This window comes from Ruegeria sp. A5, assembly GCF_056543005.1.
Window position 1 is genome coordinate 130,662 of record NZ_JBQGAV010000010.1, and the last position, 26,820, is coordinate 157,481.

Annotated in this window: 11 protein-coding genes; 9 read left to right on the top strand and 2 right to left on the bottom strand. The window is 58.3% G+C overall.

All coding sequences use genetic code 11. The features are described 5' to 3' along the window. Positions 1 to 24: 24 nt before the first annotated feature. The gene (locus ACR0AY_RS18895; protein ID WP_170399458.1) at positions 25 to 525 is read right to left on the bottom strand and encodes an FxsA family protein; all 501 of its coding nucleotides are present in this window, start codon (positions 523 to 525) and stop codon (positions 25 to 27) included. 108 nt (positions 526 to 633) lie between these two features. Between ACR0AY_RS18895 and ACR0AY_RS18900 the strand changes: the two genes are divergently transcribed. The 6 genes from ACR0AY_RS18900 to ACR0AY_RS18925 all read left to right on the top strand — a co-directional run bounded on the left by ACR0AY_RS18900 (position 634) and on the right by ACR0AY_RS18925 (position 21,539). Continuing rightward, the gene (locus ACR0AY_RS18900) at positions 634 to 1,293 is read left to right on the top strand and encodes a Tim44/TimA family putative adaptor protein (RefSeq protein ID WP_170399461.1); all 660 of its coding nucleotides are present in this window, start codon (positions 634 to 636) and stop codon (positions 1,291 to 1,293) included. After that, on the top strand, positions 1,290 to 2,330 hold the full coding sequence (mltA, locus tag ACR0AY_RS18905; protein WP_170408811.1) for a murein transglycosylase A: 1,041 nt from the start codon (positions 1,290 to 1,292) through the stop codon (positions 2,328 to 2,330). Before ACR0AY_RS18900 ends, mltA begins: the two co-directional genes overlap by 4 nt. After that, complete coding sequence (locus ACR0AY_RS18910; protein ID WP_170515533.1) at positions 2,330 to 2,917, top strand: Smr/MutS family protein; 588 nt, start codon at positions 2,330 to 2,332, stop codon at positions 2,915 to 2,917. Before mltA ends, ACR0AY_RS18910 begins: the two co-directional genes overlap by 1 nt. Before the next feature lie 299 nt (positions 2,918 to 3,216). After that, the gene (locus ACR0AY_RS18915; protein WP_480454502.1) at positions 3,217 to 11,184 is read left to right on the top strand and encodes a SpvB/TcaC N-terminal domain-containing protein; all 7,968 of its coding nucleotides are present in this window, start codon (positions 3,217 to 3,219) and stop codon (positions 11,182 to 11,184) included. Positions 11,185 to 11,212: 28 nt separating this feature from the next. After that, positions 11,213 to 18,160 (top strand): neuraminidase-like domain-containing protein, encoded by a 6,948-nt coding sequence (locus ACR0AY_RS18920; protein WP_170515539.1) that lies wholly within the window; start codon positions 11,213 to 11,215, stop codon positions 18,158 to 18,160. A gap of 19 nt (positions 18,161 to 18,179) precedes the next feature. Next, the gene (locus ACR0AY_RS18925) at positions 18,180 to 21,539 is read left to right on the top strand and encodes a Tc toxin subunit A-related protein (protein ID WP_170515542.1); all 3,360 of its coding nucleotides are present in this window, start codon (positions 18,180 to 18,182) and stop codon (positions 21,537 to 21,539) included. 23 nt (positions 21,540 to 21,562) lie between these two features. On the opposite strand, the gene ACR0AY_RS18930 is transcribed toward ACR0AY_RS18925, so the two are convergent. Beyond that, positions 21,563 to 23,092, bottom strand: a complete 1,530-nt coding sequence (locus ACR0AY_RS18930) for a sulfatase-like hydrolase/transferase (protein WP_170515552.1) — start codon at positions 23,090 to 23,092, stop codon at positions 21,563 to 21,565. Positions 23,093 to 23,467: 375 nt separating this feature from the next. Here ACR0AY_RS18930 and ACR0AY_RS18935 point away from each other — a divergent pair, with 375 nt between their 5' ends. Genes ACR0AY_RS18935 through ACR0AY_RS18945 form a run of 3 tightly spaced genes read left to right on the top strand, consistent with a single transcriptional unit; the run spans position 23,468 to position 26,722 of the window. Further along, positions 23,468 to 24,271, top strand: coding sequence for an inositol monophosphatase family protein (locus ACR0AY_RS18935; RefSeq protein WP_170408817.1), 804 nt, complete (start codon positions 23,468 to 23,470; stop codon positions 24,269 to 24,271). Between the two features lie 4 nt (positions 24,272 to 24,275). Next, complete coding sequence (locus ACR0AY_RS18940) at positions 24,276 to 25,976, top strand: Na/Pi cotransporter family protein (protein ID WP_170515555.1); 1,701 nt, start codon at positions 24,276 to 24,278, stop codon at positions 25,974 to 25,976. Continuing rightward, complete coding sequence (locus tag ACR0AY_RS18945; protein ID WP_170515558.1) at positions 25,973 to 26,722, top strand: N-formylglutamate amidohydrolase; 750 nt, start codon at positions 25,973 to 25,975, stop codon at positions 26,720 to 26,722. Before ACR0AY_RS18940 ends, ACR0AY_RS18945 begins: the two co-directional genes overlap by 4 nt. Positions 26,723 to 26,820: the final 98 nt, after the last annotated feature.

Here is a 26,820-nt window from a genome sequence, read left to right on the forward strand (position 1 = left end):
GCTTAGCAATTTGGGCCGGATAGCTCAATGCTGGTGCGGGCCTTCCACCCACTTCGACGGCTTTCCGGAGTTCTGGCGAGGGCGAACCTCGGTGAATTCGCCATCTATCACATCGTCCTGATCAAACGGGTTTGGCCCCGACCTGAATTGTGCGCCGGTGCCCATTTGAAAATGCGTGATGGTCGCCTTGGACTTGAGATAGCGGAACACTGCGACCCGGATGCCGGGAACAAGCAGCGCAAAACCAATGGCATCGGTGAAAAACCCTGGTGTCAGCAGCAAAACACCAGACAGCAAGATCATCGCCCCATGGGCCAGCGGTTCGGTTGGGTCGTCCAATTCGGCAAAGGATCGCTGCAAATTGGCCAGCGCCATGCGACCTTGTGTCCGCACCAGAACCGTGCCCAGAACGGCGGTCAGAACCACGATTGCAAGCGTCGGCCAAAGCCCGATCAGACCGCCAACCTGGATAAACAGGGCGATCTCGATGATCGGAACCAATAAAAAAGCCAAGAACAAGTACATTTGCGGTATCCTTTAGCATGGTCCGGGCTGTGGACTTGGCCCCGACTGTCACCTACATAGTGGCAGAGGGCAGCGTATACAAAGCCCGGGTTCTGAAAAGAGGACGAAATGAACTCACCCCTGATCCAGCTTCTGGTGCTGGCCGGAATTGCCATTTTCCTGATCCTGCGCTTGAAAAGCGTGTTGGGTACACGCGAAGGTTTTGAGAAACCGCCCCTTCAGCAACAGCCTGATACCAATGGCGCGCGCCGTGATTTCGAAGTGATTGAAGGCGGGCCAGATCACGACATCACCGACCATGTGGCCGAAGACAGTGAACAGGCGCAAACATTGGCCGCAATGAAGCGGGTCGAACCCAGTTTTTCTGTCAGCGAATTTGTTCAGGGCGCGCGCGGCGCCTATGAGATGATCGTGATGGGCTTTGAAAAGGGCAATCTGGACGAAATCCAGCCGTTCCTGTCCGAAGAAGTATTCGACAGTTTTGTATCGGTTGTTGCGGATCGTGAAGACAAAGGTCTGACCATCGAAGCCGAATTCATCGGGGTGCGTGAAACCACTCTGGTCGATGCGACCTTCGATAAGGATACCAATCAGGCCGAGATCACCATGCGCTTTATCGGTGAGCTGACGTCGGTCGTGCGCGATCGCGGCGGGGATATTGTCGAAGGCAACCCGAACACCGTCAAACGCCAAAAGGACAGCTGGACCTTTGCCCGTGTCATGGGCGCGGACGATCCGAACTGGCTGCTTGTTGCCACGGACGCATGATTGCAGCGCTCCGGTCGCTATTTCTGGGGGTCGTCATGACCACTGCCAGCGCCGCCGGAGCCGAGGCGACGCGATCCATCCTGTCATTCGATGACCTCGATGGCTGGGCCGCCGACGATCACGGGGCGGCCCTTTCGGTTTTTCTGAACACCTGTGGTGATCTGGACGATCCTGATTGGCAGGCGCTGTGTGGCGTGGCTCAGAGTTATGAACCTGGCGCGGCGCGGGCTTTTTTCGAGCTGTTCTTTCGCCCTGTTCTGGTCGAAGACGGCGATGATGCCCTGTTCACCGGATATTTTGAACCTGAACTGGATGGGTCGAAAACCCCAACTGATAAATACCGCTATCCACTCTACCGGATGCCGCCCGAGGCGCGAGAGGCGGGCAAGTGGCTCAGTCGCCGTGACCTGCTGACCGGTGACGCCCTGACAGGTCGGGGCCTTGAGATAGCGTGGGTCGATGACCCTGTTGAGTTGTTCTTTCTGCAAATTCAAGGCTCGGGCCGGATACGTCTGCCCGATGGCGGTGCATTGCGGGTTGGATATGGCGGTGCGAATGGGCATCCCTATCGCTCGATCGGCGCGGAACTGGTCCGACGGGGTGCGCTGGGCGCGCACCAGGTCAGCGCGCAGATGATCCGGACCTGGGTACGCAAAAACCCTGAAGCCGGGGCTGAGCTGTTACTACACAACCCTTCTTATGTTTTCTTCCGAGAGGTGACGCGTGTTGCGCCCGAGTTCGGACCGTTAGGCGCCATGAACCGCTCAGTGACCACGATGCGCAGTATCGCGGCAGATCCGGCTTATACACCTTTGGGCGCGCCAGTTTGGGTAGAAAAGGATGGCAAAAACCCGCTGCGCCGATTGATGATCGCACAAGACACCGGATCGGCGATCAAGGGTGCGCAACGTGCCGACATTTTCTTTGGCACAGGGGATGATGCCGGGCAGGCCGCCGGTCGCTTGAAGGATCCCGGCCGTATGGTTGTGCTGTTGCCGATCCAGAGGGCCTACGCCCTGTTACCGGATGAGTTCTGATGACCCGGCGCAAACTGACTGCGGATGAGATCGATTTGTGGCGCAAGGTCGCCAAACAGGCTGAGCGTTTGCACCCCGAACTGCCTCAGACTGTGCACCCCACTACCTTGCCCAAGCCCAAACCGACCAAAACGCCCAAGGCGCGGATAGAAGCCTTTGAACTGGGTCAGACTGCGCCAACCAAACCGTCACGGAATAACCTTAAGCCATCGATCACCGAAGGTTTGCGGGCAAATCTGGTGCAGATGGACACCAAGTCTTTTGGTCGCATGAAACGCGGCAAGCTCAAGCCCGAAGGCAAGCTGGACCTGCACGGGATGCGCATGAGCGCTGCTCATCCCGCATTGGTTCGGTTCATCCTGACCGCACAGGCACAGGGCAAACGGCTGGTGTTGGTCATAACCGGCAAGGGCAAGGACCGGGACGAACCGGGACCCATTCCAACACCGCGTGGGGTCTTGCGCAATCAGGTGCCCCACTGGCTGTCTATTCCGCCACTTGCACAAGCGGTGCTGCAGGTAACACCCGCACATATAAGCCATGGCGGTGATGGCGCCTATTACGTTTACCTCAGGCGCGTCCGTTAGTCGGATCGCTGATTCTAGCTTGTCCACATGAACCGGATTCGCACGCGAACCCTGCCCTTACCCCTACTGATTTATTGTTTCTGCAGGTCCCGCAACCCAGGTGATAAGCTGCCGGCGCAATGAAACTTCGTAGCCTTGTCCAAGGCTTGCGAGGTTGTGCTTAACAACACAACCAGAACGGTACGGCAGACAACCGCCGATCCCATCTGATTGCATTGACCCAGTGGTTTCCGATTGCTTACCCTACGTAAAGCACCCCTGTGGCGCTGATATTTTTATGACGAATTTATGGTGGCCGAATGTTAGGCTCCACTGCCATTTCCCGACCTCAAAGGTCGGAAGCATCCGCCATTTCAGGTGACAATGGCGCCAACAAAGATGTGCTGTCGCTTAATCTGCCGAAAGGCGGTGGCGCGATTTCTGGTATTGGTGAAAAGATCACCTCGAATCCGGTGACCGGGTCTGCGTCCTTGACGATTCCGGTTCCTGTCAGCACCGGGCGCGGTGGTTTCACACCAGAGCTGCAACTGAGCTATGAGGCTGGCACCAGCAGCGGCATTTTCGGCTTTGGATGGTCACTTTCGCTGCCCGAGATCACGCGCAAAACGGAAAAGGGCCTGCCCCAATACGACGATGCCGCCAGATCGGATGTCTTCCTGATTTCTGGGTCTGAAGATCTGGTGCCGCTGCTCGATTCTCAGGGGGCACAATGGGAAGATCGCGCGCGGTTTCCAGGTGTGACCATCCACAGGTTCCGCCCACGGATCGAAAGCACTTTTGCCCGCATTGAGCGGTGGACAGACGAGGCGTCGGGTATCGCGCATTGGCGTGTCACGTCGCGCGAAAACGTCACTTCGATCTATGGCGCGTCAGGCCTATCAAGGGTGGCAGACCCGGACGACCCCGCCCGTGTATTTCGCTGGTTGTTGTCCGAGACCTTTGACGACAAAGGCAACGCCATCCGATACGAGCATGTCGCCGAAGACGCAGTTGGAATCGATCAGGCGCAGGCGCACGAAGCCAATCGGTCCCGCACAGCCGAGCGGTATCTGAAACGCATCCGCTACGGCAATCGAGTCTCTCGTTTGGTTGATCCGGATGTGAATGCAGGTGGATGGCTGTTCACGGTCGTATTCGATTATGGCGAAGACCACCTGTTGCCAATCGCACCTGATCCCAACGTGGCGGCGGATGCTCAGCATGAGCTTGTCCATGCATCCGCTAATCCCGGCCGAAATTGGCAAGTGCGCCCGGACCCCACATCAAGCTACCGCGCGGGCTTTGAGGTTCGGCGCTATCGTCGCTGCCATCGAATTCTGAATTTTCACGATATCCCCGACCTGCCGACGGGCGAACCGGGCTATCGCGGTCTCGTGAAGGCAACCGAGTTTTCCTATGACGATTTCACCCCTCCCGGTGCTGACACCGATGACGAGCGTCAGCACCCCGGCAGTACGCGCTATGGCTCATTCCTCATGGCGGTCGCGCAGTCGGGCTTCGCTCCGGACGATACGGTTGCACCGCTCGATGTGAACGGTGCCACGTTCCTCGCCTACAGACGACAGGCAATTCCACCGGTGGAATTCACCTATAGCCGAGCTGAAGTGAACGATATTGTGCACGGCCTTGACCGCGAGCAGACCGAAGGTGCTCCGGCCGGACTTACCGATCCGGCAAACTGGGTTGATTTGGACGGTGACGGAGTTGGTGGAATACTGACCTCGACCCCGGGTGCCTGGCATTACACTCGCAACCTTGGACCAATGAATGGCACGGCGCGCTTTGCTGCCCCCGTGCTGGTTGCCGAACGGCCTGCATTTGCTGAGTCAGGCCAATGGATGGACCTTGCAGGGGACGGTCGCCCGGATCTGGTGGTAATGGACCGGACAACCCCGGGGTTCCATGAGCGCGACGCGCAATCCGGCTGGTCCGACTTCCGCGCGTTTGAATGTTGGCCACATGTAGATGTGTCCAATGACAGCATGAAGATGGTTGACCTGACAGGCGATGGCCTTGCAGACATTCTTCTGACCGAGGACACCGCTTTTGTCTGGCACCCCTCTGAAGGCGAGGCCGGGTTTGGCCCCGCGCGCAGGCAAGCGCAGCCATGGAACGACACTGACGGACCCCGACTTGTGTTTTCCGATCCGGAGGCTGCAATTTTTCTGGCGGATATGTCCGGCGACGGATTGTCTGATCTGGTTCGTATCCGCTGTGGTGAAGTCGCCTATTGGCCCAATTGCGGATATGGGCGTTTCGGCACCAAAGTGGCGATGGACGACGCGCCACAATTTGATCGCCCCGAAATGTTCGACCGCAGCCGCCTGCGCCTGACGGATATCGACGGCTCGGGCACCACCGACATTGTCTATCTGGGTGCAGAAGGTATCGACCTCTATTTCAACATGTCTGGCAACCGGCTTGCACCGCGTCGACGCCTAGGGAATGTGCCGCCGCTTGATACCGAAACTTCGGTTGATCTGCTCGATCTATTTGGAACGGGCACCGCCTGTCTTGTGTGGTCCTCTACTTTGTCCCGCGACGCAGGTCAGCCTCTGCGTTACGTCGATCTGATGGGCGGACAAAAACCGCACCTCATGACCCGATATGTCAACAATTTCGGTGGCGAGACCGAATTGCGCTATGCCTCGTCGTCGCGGTTTTACCTGCAAGACCTTTATGAAGGACGTCCTTGGGCCACACGCCTGCCGTTCCCGGTGCAGGTGGTTGATCGCATCGTCACACATGATCGTGTGGCGCAAACCCGGTTCGTATCTCGCTTTGCCTTTCACCATGGTCATTTCGACGGGGTCGAGCGCGAGTTTCGCGGGTTCGGCATGGTCGAACAATGGGACACCGAGGAATTCGCAGCGCTCTCGTCAGATGCGCTGGGGCCACTGGCATCAAACGAAGACCCGGTGTCTCATGTTCCGCCCGTACTGACCAGAACATGGTTTCATACTGGCGTGTATCTCGACCAAGGTAGTCTGCCCGATGTCTTGGCTGGTCTGCTTGATGGGCAGGATCGTGGGGAATACTGGCGCGCACCCGCTTGGCGTGACGACGATGTTGAAGCGCGGCGGCGGCTTTTGCCCGACACGGTGTTGCCACCCGGATTGACAACCGGAGAAACCCGCGAGGCTGCGCGCGCGCTTCGCGGCACGGTGCTTCGGCGTGAAACCTATGCGCTCGATGGCTGGGCGGAGCCCGGCTATCCCAATGGTCACCCCTATCAGGTGGTCGAGCAAACGCAGACTGTGCATTTGCTGCAGTCCCGTGGACCCAACCGTCATGCCGTGTTTCTGACCCATGCCCGGGAAAGCCTAACCGCGCATTATGAGCGGACCCCCGATGACCCGCGCCTTCAGCATCAGGTCATTCTGGAGGTTGACCCGTTTGGGACTGAACTGCGCCGCGTCGATGTCATGTATGGCCGGCAAACACCTGATCCGACGCTGACGCCTGAAGATCAGGTGCGTCAGGCGCAGTTACATGCGGTATTACACACGCGGCGCGTCACGGACCTGATCGCGACAGATCAAACCTACCGCGCCCCGGTGTCATGTGAAGAACAAAGCTTTGAGCTTACCGGCTTAAGCCCAGCGCAGGGTACGCGTTTGTCCTTTGATGAGATCGAGACAGAGGCGAACGCTGCAGCCGATCTTGCTTATGAAGCGACCCCAACCGCGGGTCAGGTGCAGCGTCGTCTGATCGAACACCGCCGTCAGTACTTCAGGGAAGATACGCTGACCGGCCCACTGCCGCTAGGCCAGTTGGGTAGTTTGGGGCTTCTCCATCAAAGCTTCCAACTGGCCTTCACGCCGGGTCTTGTCACGCAGGTTTATGGAGGCCGCGTTGGTGCGGCCGAGATGGCGCAGGCGGGATACACCGAGATTGACGGCGACGGCCAGTGGTGGCGCCCATCGGACCGTCAGCTTTTGTCGCCCTCAAGCGGTGATACGCCCGCGCAAGAGCTGGCATTTGCACGACAGCATTTCTTTCGACCACATCGCCTGCGGGACCCGTTCCATCAGCCTGCGACACATACGGAAACAACAGCCCGCTATGACGCTTTCGACCTGCTGATCGAGGAAACGCAGGACGCATTGGGCAATCGCATGTCGGCAGGGGTACGCTCGACCGGTCCAGCTGGCGCAATCACCGAACGCCGACAGGATTATCGCGTTTTGCAAGCCTCGGTATTGACCGATGAGAACGGCAATCGCAGCGAGGTGACCTTTGACGCCTATGGCCGCGTGACCGGCATGGCCCGAATGGGCAAGGTCGATGGGCCCGACGAAGGTGACAGGCTGGATGGCTTTGATCCGACACTGGTGCCTGCAGCACGCACCCAAGTGCTGACTAATCCGCGTGGACCTGAAGCTCTGGCAGCACTTGGGCGCGCGACAATGCGTTATGTTTATGATCCCTGGGCCTATTATCACTCTCGTGGGGATCCTGTCCCATCACCCGTCATCGGTCTTTCCCTGCATCGAGAGGTTCACGACAGTGATCTTTTGCCGGGTCAAACCACCCCGTTCCTGGCCGAACTTACCTTTACAGATGGGATGGGGCAGGAAATTCAACGCAAGATTCAGGCCGAAGACGGTCCGGTCCCAACGCGTGATGGCTCGGGGAACATCCTGTTGGGTCCTGATGGTCGACCGGTTATGTCCGCATCGCCATCGCCACGCTGGGTCGGTACCAGCTGGCAAGTGCGCAACAACAAAGGCAATATTGTTCGACAGTTCGAACCGTTCTTCACAGATCGCCCGACCTATGAGTCCGACATCCGCATCGGTGTAAGCCCAATTTTCTTCTACGACGCATTGGGCAGAGAGATCGGGATTTTGAATCCCGATCATACATGGAGCAAACACCGGTTTTCTGTTTGGGACCAGACGACATGGGACCCGGGCGATACTGTACTGATTTCGGATCCCGCCCAAGACCCCGATCTTGGCGACCATTTCCGCAGGTTGCCGCAGGCTGCCTATTTACCCACTTGGCACGCGCTGCGCACTGATCCGGCGCAAGCGCAGGCGTTGGCTAACCGTTTCCCCGATCCCGAAGACCGGCAGCGCGCCACTGAGGCTGCATCGAAATCGGCGCTTTATGATGACACACCGATGCGGGCATTGGCGGATACCCGTGGTGCGCTGATCGCGCGCCTCACCACGAACCGCACGCTCTACAGCAACACGGCCCCGGGCACCCTACCGACCGAGACACTCCACCGCGTTGCGACCGAAATCGATATCGAAGGCAATACGCGCCGAACCTGGGATGAGCTTGGGCGCGAGGTTCAGCGTACCGCTTTCGACATGCTCAGCACCGCCATTCGGACCGACAGTATGGAGGGCGGTACCCGTTGGCGGCTAACGGATGTAAGTGGCGAAACGGCGTTTACGTGGGATGCGCGCGACCACCGGCTGCGCCACGAATTCGATGTATTGCGCCGACCCATCGCCACTCATCTAAGCATCAATGCGGGTCCTGAGCTGCGGATCGATGAAACGATCTACGGAGAATCGCTGCCGACGCCCGAAGCCCTGAACCATCGCAAACGCATTGCGATCAGCCGCGACCAATCCGGCACGATGGAAATTTTGGCCCATGATTTCAAAGGCAACCCAATCCGCAGCCAGCGGCAACTGGCGCAGGAGTTTCGCACCACGCTCGATTGGGCCACACCCGTGGCGACTGAGCCCGAGATTTTCGCAGGGCAAACCCGCTTTGACGCGCTGGACCGTCCGGTCCAACTGGTGCCGCTGCAATCGCAATCGCCGGGCGCGCGCATCCAGGTTGTGCAGTACCGCTATAACCCGTCCTCGCGGCTTGATCGGGTGGACACCTGGCACGCACGACCCGCGGCACCTGACACTTTATTGGATCCCGCCACTGCGGATCATGCCGTGGTCACAGGCATTGCATACAACCCTTGGGGCGACCGCGAACGCATCACCTATGGCAACGCGGTTGAAACAGAAATCCTACATGATCCGTTGACCCGTCTCACCGAACGCATCATCACCCGGCGCGATGCAATCGGATTTGGCTCGGACTGTCCGACACCGCCAGTTGCAGGCTGGCCAGGATGCCACTTGCAGGCGCAGCACATGATCTACGATGTGTCTGGCCACGTGACCCACATCCGCGACAGCGCGCAACAGCAGATCTTTTTCCGCAATCGCCGTGTTGATGCTTCTAACGACTATACGTTTGATGCCCTGCATCGTTTGATCGAAGCGACGGGCCGCGAACATCTGGGCCAGCAAGGCGGCGCACCCGGCGCCCACAGCTATAACGACGCCGCGCGAACCCGGCTGCCACACCGCAGTGATGGTTTCACCCTTGGCCGTTATCTTGAGCGTTTTCACTATGACATTGCGGGCAACTTGATTGAGATGCGCCACCGGGGCTCTGATCCCGTGGCGCCCGGTTGGACGCGGACCTACACCTATGGCGAGGACAGCGATCTGGCCGCGGGGGTATCCTCGAACCGCTTAAGTCAAACATCGGTCGGTGCCTTGAATGATATCATCAGTCAGGGCGGTGACGGCTATGATGCGATGGGCAACATGCTGCGCCTTTCTCATCTCGATCAGATCGCATGGGACCACGACAACCAACTGCGCATGTGCCGCCGTCAGGCAGTTGGACCTGATGATGCGGACGGCCTGGCGCACCAAGGGGACCGCACTTTCTTTGTTTACGCCTCTGACGGGACCCGCATCCGAAAAGTGACAGAAACCGCTGCAGGAGCCATCCGTCGCGAAACGATCTCGCTGGGCGGGTTCGACATTATCCGCGAACCGGGTGCAAACCCGCGGACCCGAGAGACCCTGCATGTGGGGGACGAAGCTGGCCGTATTGCATTGGTTGAGACGACGATCGCCGGTGGAGCGGTCAGCCGCGTCATTCGTTATCAGCACAGTAACCATGTGGGCAGTGTGGGGATCGAACTGGACGAGAACGGCAATGTTCTGTCTTACGAGGAATACAGCCCCTTCGGCAGTACCACCTATCAAGGCGTTGCCACCGCTGGCCTAGGTCCGAAACGTTTTCGATATACCGCGATGGAGCGGGATGCCGAAACCGGGCTTAACCATCATGGTGCCCGCTATGCCGCCCCTTGGCTCGGCCGATGGATCAGCGCCGATCCCATCGGAATTGAAGGTGGGCTGAACCTTTATGCTTATGCCTATAACAACCCGGTAACGCTCAACGATCCCGAGGGCACTGCACCGCCCACTGTGCCCAACGGAGGCCTTGAAGTTGCATCGTTGCAGAAGGGTCTTGAGACGCTTGATGCGCTGGCGACTCAGGTCAGGAACACTGAAGGCAGCGTGCAGGAGTTTGCCCTTATCAAAGAGAACAACACGTTCAAGATATTGAAGGGCACGGCCACCAAGCCCGAGGTCTCGATTCCAAAGGGAACGACGGCTATCGCACACACGCACCCGCCCACTGCCATGGTTTCCTTTGCAGACGTCAACACCACCCATGCCCAGGGTGTGAAGGTCGCCGGAGTCCGGTCTCATCTGGTGGCGCATGGCAACGGCAATTGGACGCTGATCGAGATCCCGAAACAGGGAAACGGAATGTTGACCTCATTCGACACCAATACCGGCATGATCAAGGGCACCGTGCAAGTCTACCGCCCGGGCGCTGCGCCCGATACTGCGTCGATGGTGCAAAAAGTCGACACCATGAACATGGTGAACAAGCAAGGCAAAATCACCTCAATCTCCAAGCTCGCCAAAGCAATGCGGGGTAGCAAGGCAGTGTCGCAGACCCTGTCCGGGGGCCGCGCCATCCTAGGGGTCATGGGCCGTGGGCTCATGGTGATCGGTATGGCGGCCAGCGGCATTCAGGTTGGCACAGGGATCACGCAAATCGCCGAAGGCGAGACCGGCGTGGGCACCGCAAATGTGGTCGAGGGCACGGCCTCGGGCACTCTCAACGTGGTCTCGGTGTCGGGCAAGCTCGTCACGGGTGGTGGTGCTGGATCGGTCCTTGCCGCCGGGCTCGCAGCTTTCGGCTCAATTGCACTGGCCGGAACCGAAGCTCGCTCCGCAATCAAAGGCGAAAAAACCGCCGCACGCGAAGCGGCCGATTTTTGGGTGGACGAAATCGATGCAGGCCATCGTCAGGGCGGCGTTGGCGGCTTTTTCCGACGGTCCGCTGGATACCTTGGCCTGGGCGCGGCAGGCACGATGTCGATCCTGCAAGGCCAGGGCATCAAAGGCCATTTGAAATGGTGAACGCAGTTGTCAGAAAGGGTACCTCCTCATGACCAAAGTTACGCATCCGCTAAAGCCCAGAATGCGCCGCGCTACGGTGGGCGATCTGCAATCCGCTTTGCTGGCACTGCTGCGTGAAGGCTTGCTGCTGGCCAATGATATCAGCGCGCGCCGAGCGCTGGCCGATATCGTGTCGCGCGAAAAGGATGGCCGCACACCGACCTACGGAAAAGGCACCACTGAAGCCGTTCGCCTGGTTCAGAAAGAGGCCGATCTGTCCCCGACCGGCAGTGTCGATAAAAGAACGGCAGCTGTGATTAACGATCTGGTCGCTCGACTGGACACGCCGACGGATTTTGGCACCTACCGTGTCAGCGGTCGCGTTATAAGTGCGCAAAGTGCGGCTGTTGATGGCCTTGCTGTTGTTGTTGTCGACAAAGGTGTCGGCGGCGACGTTGAACTGGGGAAGGCTACAACCGGTAAACGCGGTGCCTTCGAGATTGTGTTTACCGGAGATCAGATCACCAAGCGCGGCAAGGATGCACCAGACCTTCAGGTGCAGGTGCGTTTGAATGACGATGTGGTTGCCGCTTCGGCGGTGGAATATGACGCCGGACCGGATTCCGAGCTTTCCGTGGTTCTGCCTGCTGAAAGTGCCGCAAAACTGTCTTCAGAACACGCCACACTGACCAAGGCGCTCTCTGGTCAGTTCAACGGTGCCTTGTCGAAACTTGAAGAAAGCGACACCCGTCAGGACATCACATATCTGGCCAATAAAACAGGTTGGGACGCGCGCGCCGTGGCACTGGCGTCGCTATCCCAGCAGTTGTCTGACAAGACCGCTGGACGGCGTGGTCAACGCATCGACTCTGGCCTGTTCTATGCGCTTTTACGTGCAGGTGTTCCCGCCGATGACACCGCGGTTTTCCGCACGCCCCCTGCTAAAGTGGCGCAAATCTGGAAATCCGCGCTGGATGAAGGATTGATCGACGCCAAACTGGCGGATCAGACAGATGCCTCCCTTGCCCGATTTACCGAAGTCTCCGCGCGCGTGCGGCTGGATACGCCCCCTCCCGGGGCTTTGGCCGGAATGCAGCCTTTGCTTGCACTTTCGCTGACGCGGGATGACGAGCGTGAAACTTTTGCCGCGCTCCATGCGGCGCATGGTGATGATCTCGATACATTCTGGACCGAGGTAGAGGGTAAGTTGGGTCAGGACAAAGCCGCCCGTTTGCAGACCGATGGCAAGCTTGCCTATCTGACGCTCAACAACTCCAAGCTGGTCGAACGCTTGCACCGTGACACCGATGGCGATGCGGACGGTACGTTGGGAGGCCTAGTGAAGGCGGGTTTTCATAAAGCCGATGCCTGGGCCGCGATCATGGATGACACCGACCCCGTGCCAGAGGCAGTTCAGGGCCGGGATGCCGCCGAAAGACGCGCCAACTATGCAGAATTCATGGCCGCTCAGGTGCGGCTGTCTTTCCCGACTGCGGTTGTTGCGGAAATGGTCCGGGCGCAGGAGACGCCATTGGTCGATACAGGGCTGTCGAATAACGTGCATGATTTCCTCGCAAAACATGCCGATACCTTCCAGATAGGCCAGCAGCCCGTTGCGCGCTTTATTGCAAAAAATGCGCTGGACGAACCGCCAGAAGTGGTGCGCGAAATCTCACGCATTCAGCGGGTCTATCAGATCTCGCCCGACGACAGCAGTATGAATGCCATGTTGGCTGCAGGGTTGGATTCGGCCTATACGGTCGTGGCGCTGCCACAAGATGAGTTCCTGCGCGCCCACAAGGCCGTTCTGAACGAGGCCGTCGCGATGCAGATCTACCGCAAGGCAGAACAGGTCCATGGAGCGGTTCTGAATCTGGCCACCGCCTATATGACTCATCGGATGATGCCAGCGATCGGCCCCAGCGTGGGCGCTGCTGACGGGTTTTTGAACCCTACCCCGGGCGGGTCGGACAATTTTGGCGATGTGCTCGCATACTCCACATTAGAAGAGCTTTTCGGTTCGATGGATTATTGCGGATGCGAGCATTGCCGGTCAGTCCTCAGCCCCGCAGCCTATCTTGTCGATCTTCTGCTGTTTCTCGATCGCCCCGCGACCGAGATTCCGAACGGCTTCACCAATCCACTTGATGTGTTGCTTGATCGGCGGCCTGATATTCAACACCTGCCTCTGACTTGCGAAAACACTCTGACGCCTGTGCCATACATCGACTTGGTGAACGAGGTGCTTGAGCATTTCGTTGTCAACGGCATGTCTTTGGGTGGATATCAGGGTCATTCGACCGATGGTCAAACACCGCCTGAAGAGTTGTTGGCCAGCCCTCAATTTGTACGCGATGCCGCCTATGCCACGCTGGCCACCGCCCAGTTCCCCATCCCATTGCCGTTTGACCGTTCGTTGGAGGCACTGAAGGCCCTGTTCAATCGTTTCGACGCGCCTTTACATCGGGTTATGGCCGACTTGCGTTCGTCAGACGCGCTGGACGATGCACCGTACGGATGGCGCGACATCTGGCTGCAGCGCTTGAACATCTCGCGCGGTCTCAACGCCGTCCTGACCGAAAGCGTGTCGGTTGCCGGGTCAGCGCGACCCGATCTGACAGTGCGTTCGCTTTATGGTTTTGATGCGGGTGCCAGCGCAGCCGAAGTGCGTGATGGCTTGGAAAGCGTGCGCGACCTGTGCCGCCGCACCGAGATCACGCCGGTTGATCTCGTGAACATCCTAAAGACCGAGTTCGTGAACCCCGGAGCCGCGCTGATCCCGAAGCTTGAGCATCTTGGCCTGGGCTTCGACGATATCCGGGCCTTCCGGGACGGCGCGATCAACTTCGCAGAACTACAAAGCCGAATGGCGGCAGGGGTCGAGCCTGAACGCTTTGGGGGTGATATCGAGGCATGGTTGCTTGATGACACTACTTTCGACCGGATCATGGGTCTGATCGTGCTTACAAATCCGCAAGACCCGTCGGATATGTGCGACCTAAGCGCGCTTGAATTGCGTCACCCAGACCCTGATCCGCTGTCCAACCGCCTTGAATGGAATGACTTTATCCGGATTAACCGGTTCGTCCGTCTGTGGCGTGTTCTGGAACTTAGCATTGCCGACACGGATGCTATCATCTCGGCGCTTTATCCGACGAACCAGATGCCGGACGGCGCCGACGCGCAGGTAGACCTGGCTCGCATGGATGCCGGCTTTGCCGAGCTCCTGCCACAGTTGGGCATCGCCATGTCGGCCCTTGATGCGCTGGAGCTAAGGCCCGAGGACGCGCTGCGCCCGATCCTGGCCCTCTTTGGACCAATCAGCACCAATGGAACCGCCGCGCTATTCCGTGAAATGTTCCAGCGGCCTGCTCGCGAAAACCCCGCCTTTGCCGAGGACGGTTTTGGCGGTGTGCTTACAGACCCTGCGGCCCTGTTGCTGCCCGAGGTTGAAACCTTGCGCGCGGCCTTTTCATTGACGGGTCCGGAATTTAACCGGATCGTCGCTGTTTTGGGGTTCGATGACACGACACCCCTGACCATCGAGACGGTCAGCGCAATCTACCGTCGCGGCTGGTTGGCGCGCGCGCTTGAGCAAAGCGTGCCGGGATTGGAGCGTTTGCTGCAAGCCACCGGTCTTGACCCCTATGGCCCGCAAGACGCCACTGCACCCGCTCTGCTGACGGTTATCGATCTGGTGCATCGCCTGTCCGAGCTAGGCCTGTCGCTGGAAACAGCGCTGGCGCTGCTGTTGAACCATGACCCAAGTGGCCAGACGACACCGCCCGCAGAAAACATCACGACCCTGGCACGCGATCTGCGTGCAGGGTTTGCGGCGATCACCAATGACTTTGTTCTGGTGGACGATCCCGATGGCGGTATTGCCCGGTCCCACATGGCTCTGGTCTATGGGGCCGAAGCGACCGAGCAGTTCTTCGGATATCTGGAGGCCACATCCTCGGCCGAGGTTACCTATGACCATTCTGCCCCTGCGCTAGAGCCGGCGATCCTGGCCGAGGCGCCCGATCAAATCGCTTATGACGATTTCCGCAAGGTTCTGGTTTTCAACGGGCTGATGTCGGCCACTGTCAGAGATGCCCTGCAAGCCGTCGCCGGGACACCTGCTGCCTTCGCGCCAGCAATTGACGCTTTGTTCAACGCCAGCGAGGCACAATCACAGCCATTCTTCACCCGCTTCCCCGAGCTGCTCCCGCTTCACGACGCATACCGCAGCTCAACCGCGTCAAAGGCCGAGGCCTATCGTGCCCTGCTTGAAGGAATCCTGCCGCAGCTGATCTCAAGACGGAAACGCCAGGTGGCGCTGCAGCTTCTGGGTACCGCGATCGAAGTTGAGGCTGATCTGGCAGCCGTCCTGTTCGAAAAGGCCGAGGTTCTGCATGCGGCGACTGATCCAGCCAGCTCCGCGCTTGAGGATGCCCTGATGCTCGAATCCGGGGGTCTGAGTGCTGAAATCAGCGATGGTCCGGCCCACACTGCACCGCCTGCGCGGGTCGAAACCATATCTGGCGCGATTGATTTTGCCTCCACTGGAACAGTGCTGCCAGACAATCAAACCACACCAGGTTCTTCGATTTCGATCCGGTTACGGGGATATCTGGAAGCGCCTGAAAACGGATTCTTCAACATTGCTGTCGAAGCTGATGCGGGCGCGACCGTGACACTCAGCATCGCAGGCGAACCTGTTCTTCTAACAGAGGCGGGCGGCATATGGTCAAACACCAACGCGATCGAGCTTCGCGCAGGCACTTTGGTCGAAATCGCGCTGGGCGTGGCCAATGTGACCGACCGACTGGCGTTGCGTTGGAGTGCACCGGGCCGAGGAACTGAGGTCATCGGCGCTTCGCATCTCTACCCGGCTGATCCAGTATCGCATCTGGGCGCGGCCTACTTGCGCACGCGCCGCATTGCCCGGTTGTCCGAAACGCTGAAACTTGACGTCGCTGAGATCTTGCACCTGACGACACATGGCGATTTGCAGATTGCGGGTGCGGCCTGGCCAAACAGCCTGCCCATCACCGGTTCACCCGATGATCCGACCTCTGCCGCGCTGATGGGGGTGCTAACGGCCCACCTGCGCATGGCGCGATTAAAGGCGACTTATGCCCCTGAAAATGCCCGGCTGGTCTCGATAGCCGAGAATCCAGCGGTCGCCATAGCCGACGCCGAGGCTGAGTTGTTCCAAGTCACGCGCTGGGATCCCGTGGATATCGCCGCCCTGTTGGTACATTTCGGACTCACCCCTGCCGATATTGGCGATCTGGCCGTTCTGGAGCGGCTTCATGACATCGCCGAATGGCTGACGGCACTTGGGATTCCGGCGACAGCGCTTATCGCTGCCGCAACACCCGCCCCAACCGGACCCATTGCGCGGAATTTCCGCGCTGCCCTTCGCGCGCGTTACAGCCCGGATGACTGGCTCAAAATCCTGCAACCGATCAATGACCGCCTGCGCAAGCGCCAGCGTGATGCATTGGTGGCGCATATCCTGCACGATCTGCGCGGGCGTCCGGATGCGGCGCATATCAACACGCCCGAAAAGTTGTTCGAATACTTCCTGATGGACGTGCAGATGGAGCCGTGCATGCTCACTTCGCGGGTTCGTCACGCATTGTCCTCGGTACAGATCTTTACCGAGCGCTGCCTGATGAACCTTGAACCCCGTGTAGCCGCATCCAGCCTTCGGTCCAAGCATTGGGAGTGGATGAAGCGTTACCGCGTGTGGGAGGCAAACCGGAAAATTTTCCTGTACCCTGAAAACTGGATGGAGCCGGAATTGCGCGACGACCAGTCACCCTTCTTCCGCGAGGCGATGAGTGAATTGCTGCAGGGTGACATCACCGAGGAACGCGCAGCCACCTCGCTGATCGGGTATCTGCAGAAACTGGAAGAGGTAGCCAAGCTGGAAGTATGCGGTGTCTACCAGATCGAAGGCGATCCCGGTGCTGCAGACGACGTGTTGCATGTTATCGGGCGCACCGCGGGGGCCAAGCGCAGTTATTACCACCGGACCCGTGCCTACGGGTCCTGGAGCGCGTGGGAGAAAATCCCGCTGGATATCGAAGACAATCCGGTCATGCCGCTGGTCTGGAACAATCGTCTGTTCCTGTTCTGGATCAAGATGATGCCTGAAAACACGGCGCGGGGAACACCCAATGCCGGATCAGGCCCGCTGGCCGAGGTGGAGGCGTCATCGCTGATGGATGTTGATGAGCCCACCTTCGACGTCAAGGTCATGCTGAACTGGACGGAACGGGCGGATGGCATGTGGCAACCGCCACGCAGCTCGGACCCGGATGAGCCCCTGTTGCTGCGCGAAAACGTTCCGGCCCGAGAGATGCGCAATTTCCGCAAGGGTATTCGCCTGTCTTCGTTCCCATGGACCAACGGGATGCGGATATCGATCTCGTACAAGGATTGGCTGGGCGTTTCGTTCTTCATGTACAACACGTTCAGTACTCCCGATACGCGTTCGCCCAAAAAGGCGCCGCATTTCTTGCCGAAACGGATCACGTCAACTGGGTCAAACCGCCTTGCCGCGCTCTATTCCCATGACGGTATCACGCATCGGTTGCTGTCGAACAAAGCACCCGATCAGGCCACGCAGCCGCATCACCCGACCAAAGGAGAAGCCTGGGAGTCGCCGTTCTTCTATGCCGACCCGCGGCATGTGTTCTACGTGTCCACGAAACAGCGGATCGTCGAAGTTGTGACCTGGCTTGATTTTGGCCGCGTGGCCGAGGTTGACCCGACAATCGATACCATGGTGCTGGCATTCGAGCCGCTTGCCGAGCAGCCCGACCGGATTGAACAGGTGACTGCAATCCCCGGCTTTGGCAGCGCCGACCTGAGCACCCTTCGTGCATTCGTGACCGAAGATGCCTTTGTCCACACAGCGCTGGGCACCGGTGGCACGGTCCGCTTTGGCGACCGCGACATCGGCCCGATGGGCAGCACCGTCCGCATGCGTCGCACTTGAACCGGAAAGGACTTTGATCATGGATACCAGCAAGATCAGCACTTACGGCTATCATCACCTGCTTGATCAGGACATTTTCGGCCCCCAGAAGATCAAGCTTATCAGCTATGAAAAACACTGGGACTACACGTTCGAGAACTTCTTCCACCCCTTCGTGTCAGAGTTGATCGAACGGTTGAACACGCAAGGTGTGCCTGGGATGCTATCGCCGGAGTTTCACAAAAGCCTGCGCAAGTCGTTCTTCAATTTGCTCTATTCCCCGCAGGAAACCGACAAGATCGACATCCATTCGTTTCCAAAGGAAATCGACACGCGGATGGGTGGGCCCTATGCCAACTACAATTGGGAACTGATGTTCCATGTGCCGCTGACCATCGCGGTGCACCTGTCCAAGACCCAACGTTTCGCCGAAGCGCAGCGCTGGTTCCATCTGATTTTCGATCCGACCGAGAATGACCCAAACGTGCCGGTGCCAACACGCTATTGGCGTTTCCTCGCCTTTCGCGAAGGCGAAGCCCAGTCAATCGATACGCTGTTGACCCTGCTTAGCAAACCAAACGACGAATGCACCGACGCGGAACTGGCCGAGAAAGAAGCGATCCTAAATGGGTATGAAGCGGTGCGAAACACCCCGTTTCAGCCCTTTGCAGTCGCGCGCACACGGACGATTTCATTCATGATGCACGTGGTGATGAAGTACCTCGACAATCTGATTGCCTGGGGTGACAACCTGTTCCAGCAATTCACCCGCGAAGCCATCATGGAAGCGCTGCAGATCTATGTGCTCGCCTCGAACCTGCTGGGCGACAAGCCGCAGCGGTCACCTGCGGGCGGAACCACGACACCGCGGACCTTTGCGCAGCTTCGGGCGCAGGGGCTTGATCCGATGGGCAATGCTCTGGTCGAGCTTGAAGGCGCGTTCCCCTTCAACTTCACAACGCCAACGGGTGCGGGCACCAACGACAGTGCTGCGCCGTTATTCGGTATGGCCCGCACGCTGTATTTCTGCATCCCGCATAATGAAAAGCTGTTGGGCTATTGGGATACGGTTGCGGACAGATTGTTCAAAATCCGCAATTGCATGGATATCGAAGGACAAGTTCGTCCGCTTGCGCTGTTCGACCCGCCGATCGATCCCGGAATGCTGGTCAAGGCGGCAGCGGCTGGGCTGGATATCGGCTCGGTCGTATCAGGCTTGAATCAACCAGTCAGCCCCGTCCGCTCGCGCGTGTTGATCGAGAAGGCGGCGGAATTGGCCGGAGAGGTCCGCAATATCGGGTCGGCCTTGCTGACCGCCTTGGAAAAACGCGACGCCGAGGCACTTGCCCTGTTGCGGCAAGGTCACGAAGTCAGCTTGCAGAAACTGCAGGTCGATCTGCGTTACCTTCAATGGAAAAACACCGAGGCAGCGACGCAAGCCCTGATCGGCAGCCGTGGCGCGGCGCTTGAGCGATTGAACTACTACAAGCGCTTGCTGGGTCAGGAAGCTGATCCAAATGCGCCCGAAACCCTGGAGCTGACCCGACAGACCCTGACGAAGGCCAATTTCGACGAAGCCTACGAAGCCCTTGTTGCGCAATATGACGTGCCGGTTCAGCGGCTGGAGTTTCCCGATCTTGAGCGTCCGGGCGATGGCGATGGCGCGCAGACGTCAGGCCAAACTGGGGACGGAGACCTTCACCTGTCGAAAAAAGAGAATGAAGAACTTAACATCCTGTTGCCAATAGCCCGGGACACAACGCTGGCCAAATCGGTGTTCCACTCGATCTCGGCAACGCTTACCCCGATCCCCGACCCGAAACTGGACCTGCATTATTGGGGCCTCGGCGGCACCATCGACTTTAAGGTGGGAACCGTGCTGTCCTCGGTTATGCGGATCGCGGGGGATGTATCCGGGATGATCGCGGACTGGAACCGTGATCAGGCCGGGATGGCGTCCCGCGCTGCCGCCTATGAACGCCGCGCCGACGAATGGATTTTACAGCACAATCTGGCGGCCCATGATGTGATGCAGATCGGGCGTCAGATCCTGACGTCGCTGATCGCGGAACAGGCGCAGCATCGCGAATATCTGAACGTCAAAAAGGCAATCCGTCTGACCGAACAGACCCGCGATTTCCTGCAGGATAAATATACCAACGAAGAACTCTACGGCTGGCTGCAGGGCGAGTTGTCAAAGCTGTATTACGAGTACTATCGCTTTGCCTTCGATACCGCGCGGCGTGCCGAGCAGACCATGAAAGCCGAACTGATGCGGCCCGAGCTGGATCAGAAAACTCTGGTGCAGTTCAACTATTGGGATGGCGGTCGCAAGGGGCTTCTTTCAGGCGAGGCGCTGCTGCTGGACGTCAAGCGGATGGAGCTTGCGTATCACGAGCACAATCGCAACGAATACGAGCTGACCAAACATGTCAGCCTGCTACAAATCGATCCGCTGGCCCTGGTCAATCTGCGAAGAACAGGTCGGTGTACCTTTAAAATCCCCGAGGCCCAGTTCGATCTGGATGGGCCGGGCCATTACTTCCGCCGGATCAAGAGTGTTGCGCTCAGCCTGCCCTGTGTTTCCGGGCCCTATATAGGAACCCATGCGAAACTTGTGCATCTCAAGAGCAGCATCCGGCAACGACCGGATATCGGGGATGGCTATGTTCGCACGGGCCCCGAAGACGACCGTTTCGCCGATATTCACAGCGCCGAAAGCAATGTGTTCAGTGCGGCGCAAATGGAAACCGGTCAGTTCGAGGGCATGCCTGATGATCGCTATTTACCATTCGAAAATGTGGGCGCAGTCAGCGAGTGGCGGCTAGAGCTGCCGGCGGACCCAACGCAGGGCGATCCGCAGCAGTTCGACTATGACACGATCTCGGACGTCGTCTTGCACCTGCGCTACACTGCGCGGGATGGCGGTGGGCCTGTGCGCAATGCAGCCGTTGATCAACTGAAGGCTGACATTGCGGCAGACGGGACTGTGGGCAATGTGCGGCTATTTTCACTGCGGCACGAGTTCCCGACAGAATGGGCACGCTTCTGCCGCGAAACACCCGCTGCGGGTGGGCGTCACGAGCTGCGGCTGACACTCCGACCCGAGCACTATCCCTATTGGTCGGCTGGTCGCCTCACGACGCTCAAACGGTGCGATCTTTTTGCTGAAAGCAGTCTGGATGCTGCTCCGGCAACAATCACGGTGTCTGATCGTTCTGATACCAGCGACGGAGGTGTGGTTCAGGACACATTGACCCGCCGTCCGGAACTGGGCGATCTGGCGGTTGGTCAGTTGGCGACGGTTCCGTTACCCGCAGGCCCAACGGGTGAGATCGTGTTGTTTTTCGACACCGCAGAGTTCGAGGATATGCTGATGACTGTAACCTGGGGTGGTTGACGATCCTCAGCCATATAGGAACGTCACGGATGGCGCGGACCATCCGGGGTGATCATCCAGTTTGACAGGGTCTTGTCCATTTTCCGCATCCGGTGGCGCAACATGTCGCGTGTCATGCGTGCCAATGTGGCGGCGTGTTCAGGATGTTCTGCCACGTTCTCCATCTCACCCTGCCCTTCACCGTCAAACAGCATGGGCGGAAGATCAGCCGCAAACTCAACCAATGTAAACCGGTTGTCGCGCAGGATGCTCAGGCAGCTGTCCTCTAACCCCGTTTCCAGTTCGCGTTGCCAGCGGGTTGGGTTCAGCGGATCAGCGAAGTCCAACTCCGAGAATGAATAGCGGCGCCAGTCAGCCGGGGTTGAGGATTCACTCTGAAGGAAGGGCAACAGCGAATGCCCATTCATGGAATCCGGTATTGTCTGCCCGATCCATTCGAGAATCGTCGGAACGATATCAATCGATTCCGTGGGTGCCTCGACCCGTTTACCACGGGCTCCATCGGGCATGCGCACGATCAAGGGTGTATGATAGGCCGCATCATAAACCGACATCTTACCCCAACTGTGCCGATCCCCCAGCATCTCGCCATGATCTGCGGTGACCACCAGCATTGTGTTGTCGTACTGCCCTGTCTCTTTCAAAAACGAAACCACGCGGCCGATATGATGATCTACCTCCGTGGCAAGACCCAGATAGATCGAACGCAGCGTCTGCACTACCTCGTCCGTCGGTTCAAGGTCCGGGAAACCTTCAACAAACCCGGCAACCGTGCTGTTGGCCCGTGCCGGAGCGAAAAACGGATGCAACGCCTCTTCGGCCTCGGCGGTTAGCAGTCGCGATGGCAATGGTAGCGAGGCAGGGTCATACATTCGGTTATATGGTGCCGGGGCTACCAGCGGTGGATGCGGGCGAATGTAGGTCAGATGTGCAAACCATCCCCTGTCATCATCCGCATACGCCGGCATGGTTTCCAGAAACCGATCGGTTAGAAAGGCGGTATCGCTATCCTCGGCTGCGTAGAAGGCCGGGTCATTCAGTGCAGGCTGGCCGCCATTGGGTGCGACCGGTTTGAACACGTCAATATAGTTTTCGAACTCATATCCACGGTTTTTCAGATGAGAACGCCATGGGAATGACATCTCCAAACGCATTTCCAGCATTTCCTGAAAACCGGCCATGTGGAATTCATATGACCTGAGCGCCGGGTCTTTTGCATCAAACACGCGCGGGTCCTGTGATGTGTCGGTATATCCAAACAGCATCGGCAGATACCCTGCCTTGCGCATCTCGCTGGCGATGGTCGGTGCATCGTGGCGCAGGGGCGTGCCGTTTCGTACCGACCGGTGGTTCATCGCGTATTGCCCGGTCAGCAATGAGGCGCGCGATGGCCCGCAGGGGTTGGTAACGGAAAAGTGCCGCGTGAAAGAAACGCTGTCCTCCATCAATGCGCGCATGTGAGGCAGGTCAACATGGGCCTCCAATGCCCCAAACAAACAATCCGCCCGCATCTGGTCGGTAATGATAAACAGGACGTTGTGTTTGTCTGTCATATCCCGGTGCTCCTGATCGCTGAACCGAATCTTTGGCCCTGCGCGTGTATTCCTGCCAAAACTACGCGGCGGTATTGCCTGCTTTGCCTCGGAATGGCGATACCCACCGCTCAAAAATCCACAAACGAAACCGCTAATCAACCAAAAACGGAATAATTTGGTTGAATAAGTTGTTTTTTGTGGGTTAATGTTGCTGTGCTGTGTGGGGTTTTGTGACGTTGATGCTTAAAAGATGTTGCGTAATGCAGCATCGCAGAGTGACGATACAACCGGAACACCCATGTGCAATGGCGATCCGTTAGTCATCCAGTTTACCTGTACCATGACGGCGTCTCTGAATACTGCTTAAGGCATTGCAATGAGGGACAAAAACAGATGCTAACCCCACCAAATACCGTTGCAACGCCCGAAGGTACGTCAGATATCGCGATTCACGCCGCCGAAATCGCCAATATCGCCGCGCAGGCTGCGCGCGGGTACTTTCGGGGACGTTTGGGGGTTGAGTTCAAGGCGGACGAAAGCCCGGTCACACAGGCGGACAAGGGTGTCGAGGCCGTTGTGCGACAATATTTGGCTGAGAACTTTCCAGATGACGGTATCTTTGGCGAAGAGCAGGGGTTCGAAGGTCAGGATCGGCAGAATGTCTGGATTGTAGATCCCATTGACGGCACCCGGTCATTCCTGTCGGGGCATCCGTTGTTTGGGTTCCTGTTGGGATATCTCACGAATGGTGTTCCCCGATTGGGGGTCATCGGCATGCCTGCCCTGAACGAATTTCTGATCGGCATGAAAGGTCAAGGGGCCACACTGAATGGCAAGCCTGTCTCGGTCAGCGTTACACGCCAATTGAGCGACGCAGTTTTTTTCGTCAACGAAGGCGACAAGATTTACCGGGATCATCCGGCCCTGTTTGATCGGTTGATGAATTCGGGACAGACCCGACGCTTTGCCTATGACTGCTACCCGCATGCACTGCTTGCGATGGGCCATGTTGATGCGGTCATCGATTATGATCTGCAACCTTATGACTATCTGCCGGTTTCCGCCGTAGTTGAAGCTGCGGGCGGGATCATGAGCGATTGGGAGGGTAAGCCGCTAGGTCTGAACTCCGACGGCCGAGTCATATCGGCGGCCACGCCGCAACTGCATTCCGAGCTGCTTGATCTGGTGAACGGATAACGGAATGGCGATTGTCAGTTTCCTCATAAGTCTGGCTGGTGCAACGATGCTGCTGCTCTACGCTGTGCGCATGGTGCGCACGGGCATCGAGCGTAGCTATGGTGCATCGTTTCAGCGGGTGATGACGGGGCAGCGCAGCTATGCGCAGGCCTCGATGGTAGGGCTTACAATGGCCGTCGTCTTGCAAAGCTCGGCCGCGGTTGCATTGCTGACCTCCGGATTTGCGGCGGGCGGGATGTTGGCCTTTCCGACCGGGCTCGCGATGGTTCTGGGTGGCGATCTCGGCTCGGCGCTGATCATTCAGGTTCTGTCCTTCAAACTGGATTGGTTGGTGCCGCTGCTGCTTGCGGTCGGCGGCTATCTGTTCGTCAAGACAGAGGCCAAGAAACCGCGCCAGTTGGGCCGTATTCTGATGGGTGTCGCATTCATACTGATCTCACTGCGTTTTCTGCGCGAGGCGATGGACCCAATCCGTGACAGCGCCTTTCTACCCGCCATCGCCGAGTATCTTGCGCGTGATTACATCACAGCGTTCCTAGTCGGTGGAGCGCTGGCCTTTGTCATGCATTCTTCGGTCGCTGCGATCTTGATGTGTGTGACCCTGGTGCAAATCGGGGCGATCCCGTTTGCCGCCGGGCTCTCACTAGTGTTGGGTGCTAATTTCGGGTCCGCCTTCATCCCGGTTTGGCTGACACGCGGCATGGCCCTGTCTGCAAGGCGCATTCCCTTCGCTAATCTGGCGCTGCGGGGCAGTTGGTCAATTGTCTCGCTGTTTGCTGCCAACATGGCGCTACGAACCGGAGTATTGGGCGATCTGCAAGGCGGGCAGATGCTGGTGAATGCACATCTGATTTTCAACGCCTCGCTTCTGGTTCTGGCCCTGCCGTTCTGCGGCATGCTGCGCGCGCCATTCGAAAAACTGCTGCCCGATCCGAAAAGTTCTGAAAGCAGCGCGCAGCCCGGGCAACCGATCAGCGCACTTGATCTCGACTCCCTCAGCAGACCCAATCAGGCCCTGTCTAACCTCAAACGCGAGCTTCTGCGGATGAGCGACTTGGTTGGCTCGATGTTCCGGCCTGCGCTGGAGCTTTATCGCAGCGGCGACAAGGAGCAGATCCGGGCCATTCGGGACATGGATACTGATGTGAACGATTGCCTTTCTGGTATCCGGCAATATGTGGCGGCTATCCCCGCTGATGCGTTCGGCAAGGAAAATGCCAAGATTGCGCGGGACCTAATGGAATATGCCATTCGCCTGGAAACCGCGGGCGACGTGGTGGCCAAACGCCTGACGGCATTGGCGGATGACATGCGCAAAAAGGGGGCCGCGTTCTCGAAAGAAGGTTGGTCAGAGCTGGTCGAAATGCACGAGGGGATTGTGGCCAACCTGAAACTGGCCTCGAACGTGCTGATCTCGGACGATCTGGAAAGCGCGCGTCTGCTGAGCCTGGAAAAAACCGAAATCAAGCGGGCCGAGCGTGACAGTCGCAAACGCCACCTTAAACGCTTGCAACATGGCAGCGCAGAAAGCTTTGAAACCAGTGACATCCACCTCGAAACCCTGCGCGCCTTTCGCGAATTCAACAGCCATATCGCGGCGGTTGCCTATCCGATCTTGTATCGCAATGGGCAGTTGCTTGAAACGCGTCTGATCGAAGAAATGCCGCAGATGGAACAGGATGCGGATACCGAGGTCAAAGGATGACCGGATCGGTCGAAATCCTGAACCAAGCGGGTAAGGGGCGGGTTGTTCTGTTGTGCGAACACGCAAGCAACCACATTCCGCAAGAATATGATGGGCTGGGTCTGTCCGAAGCTGATCAGATCAGCCACGCCGCCTGGGACCCTGGCGCGTTGGCGCTGACCCAGGTGTTGTCGCAGGCTCTGGATGCGCCGGTGGTTGCCTCAACGTTGTCGCGGCTGGTCTATGATTGCAATCGCCCGCCCGAAGCGGCAAGCGCGATGCCCGAGAAATCTGAACTGATCGAAGTGCCGGGAAATGTGGGCCTCGATCAACCGCAACGCGATGCGCGAATCCAATCGGTATATATCCCGTTCTGTCAGGCTGTTGCGCAGATGCTGGACGCGCGCGGGCCGGACACGGTCGTCGTAACCGTTCATTCCTTTACGCCGGTATATTTTGGGCAGCCGCGTGCGGTAGAACTGGGTCTGCTCCATGATGAAGACAGTCGTCTGGTTGATGCCATGCTGGATCACGTGGACCAAATCCCGCTCCGCCGTACGAAACGCAATGAACCCTATGGCCCCGCGGACGGAGTGACACATTCGCTCCGTCTACATGCGCTCAGCCGAGGACTGGCTAATGTGATGATCGAAGTGCGCAATGATCTTTTGGGCAATGAAGTACAGGTTGCCAACATGTCCCGGGACATACTGGCGCTGCTTGAACCGGCGCTGAACGATATCACGATCAGGGAGGACGCATCGTGAGCGCGACGCTGACATTTGAGCATTTGAAGGCTGAGGTTTCGTCTGGCGAGATTGATACGGTATTGGTTTGTCTGGTTGACATGCAGGGCCGTTTGTTG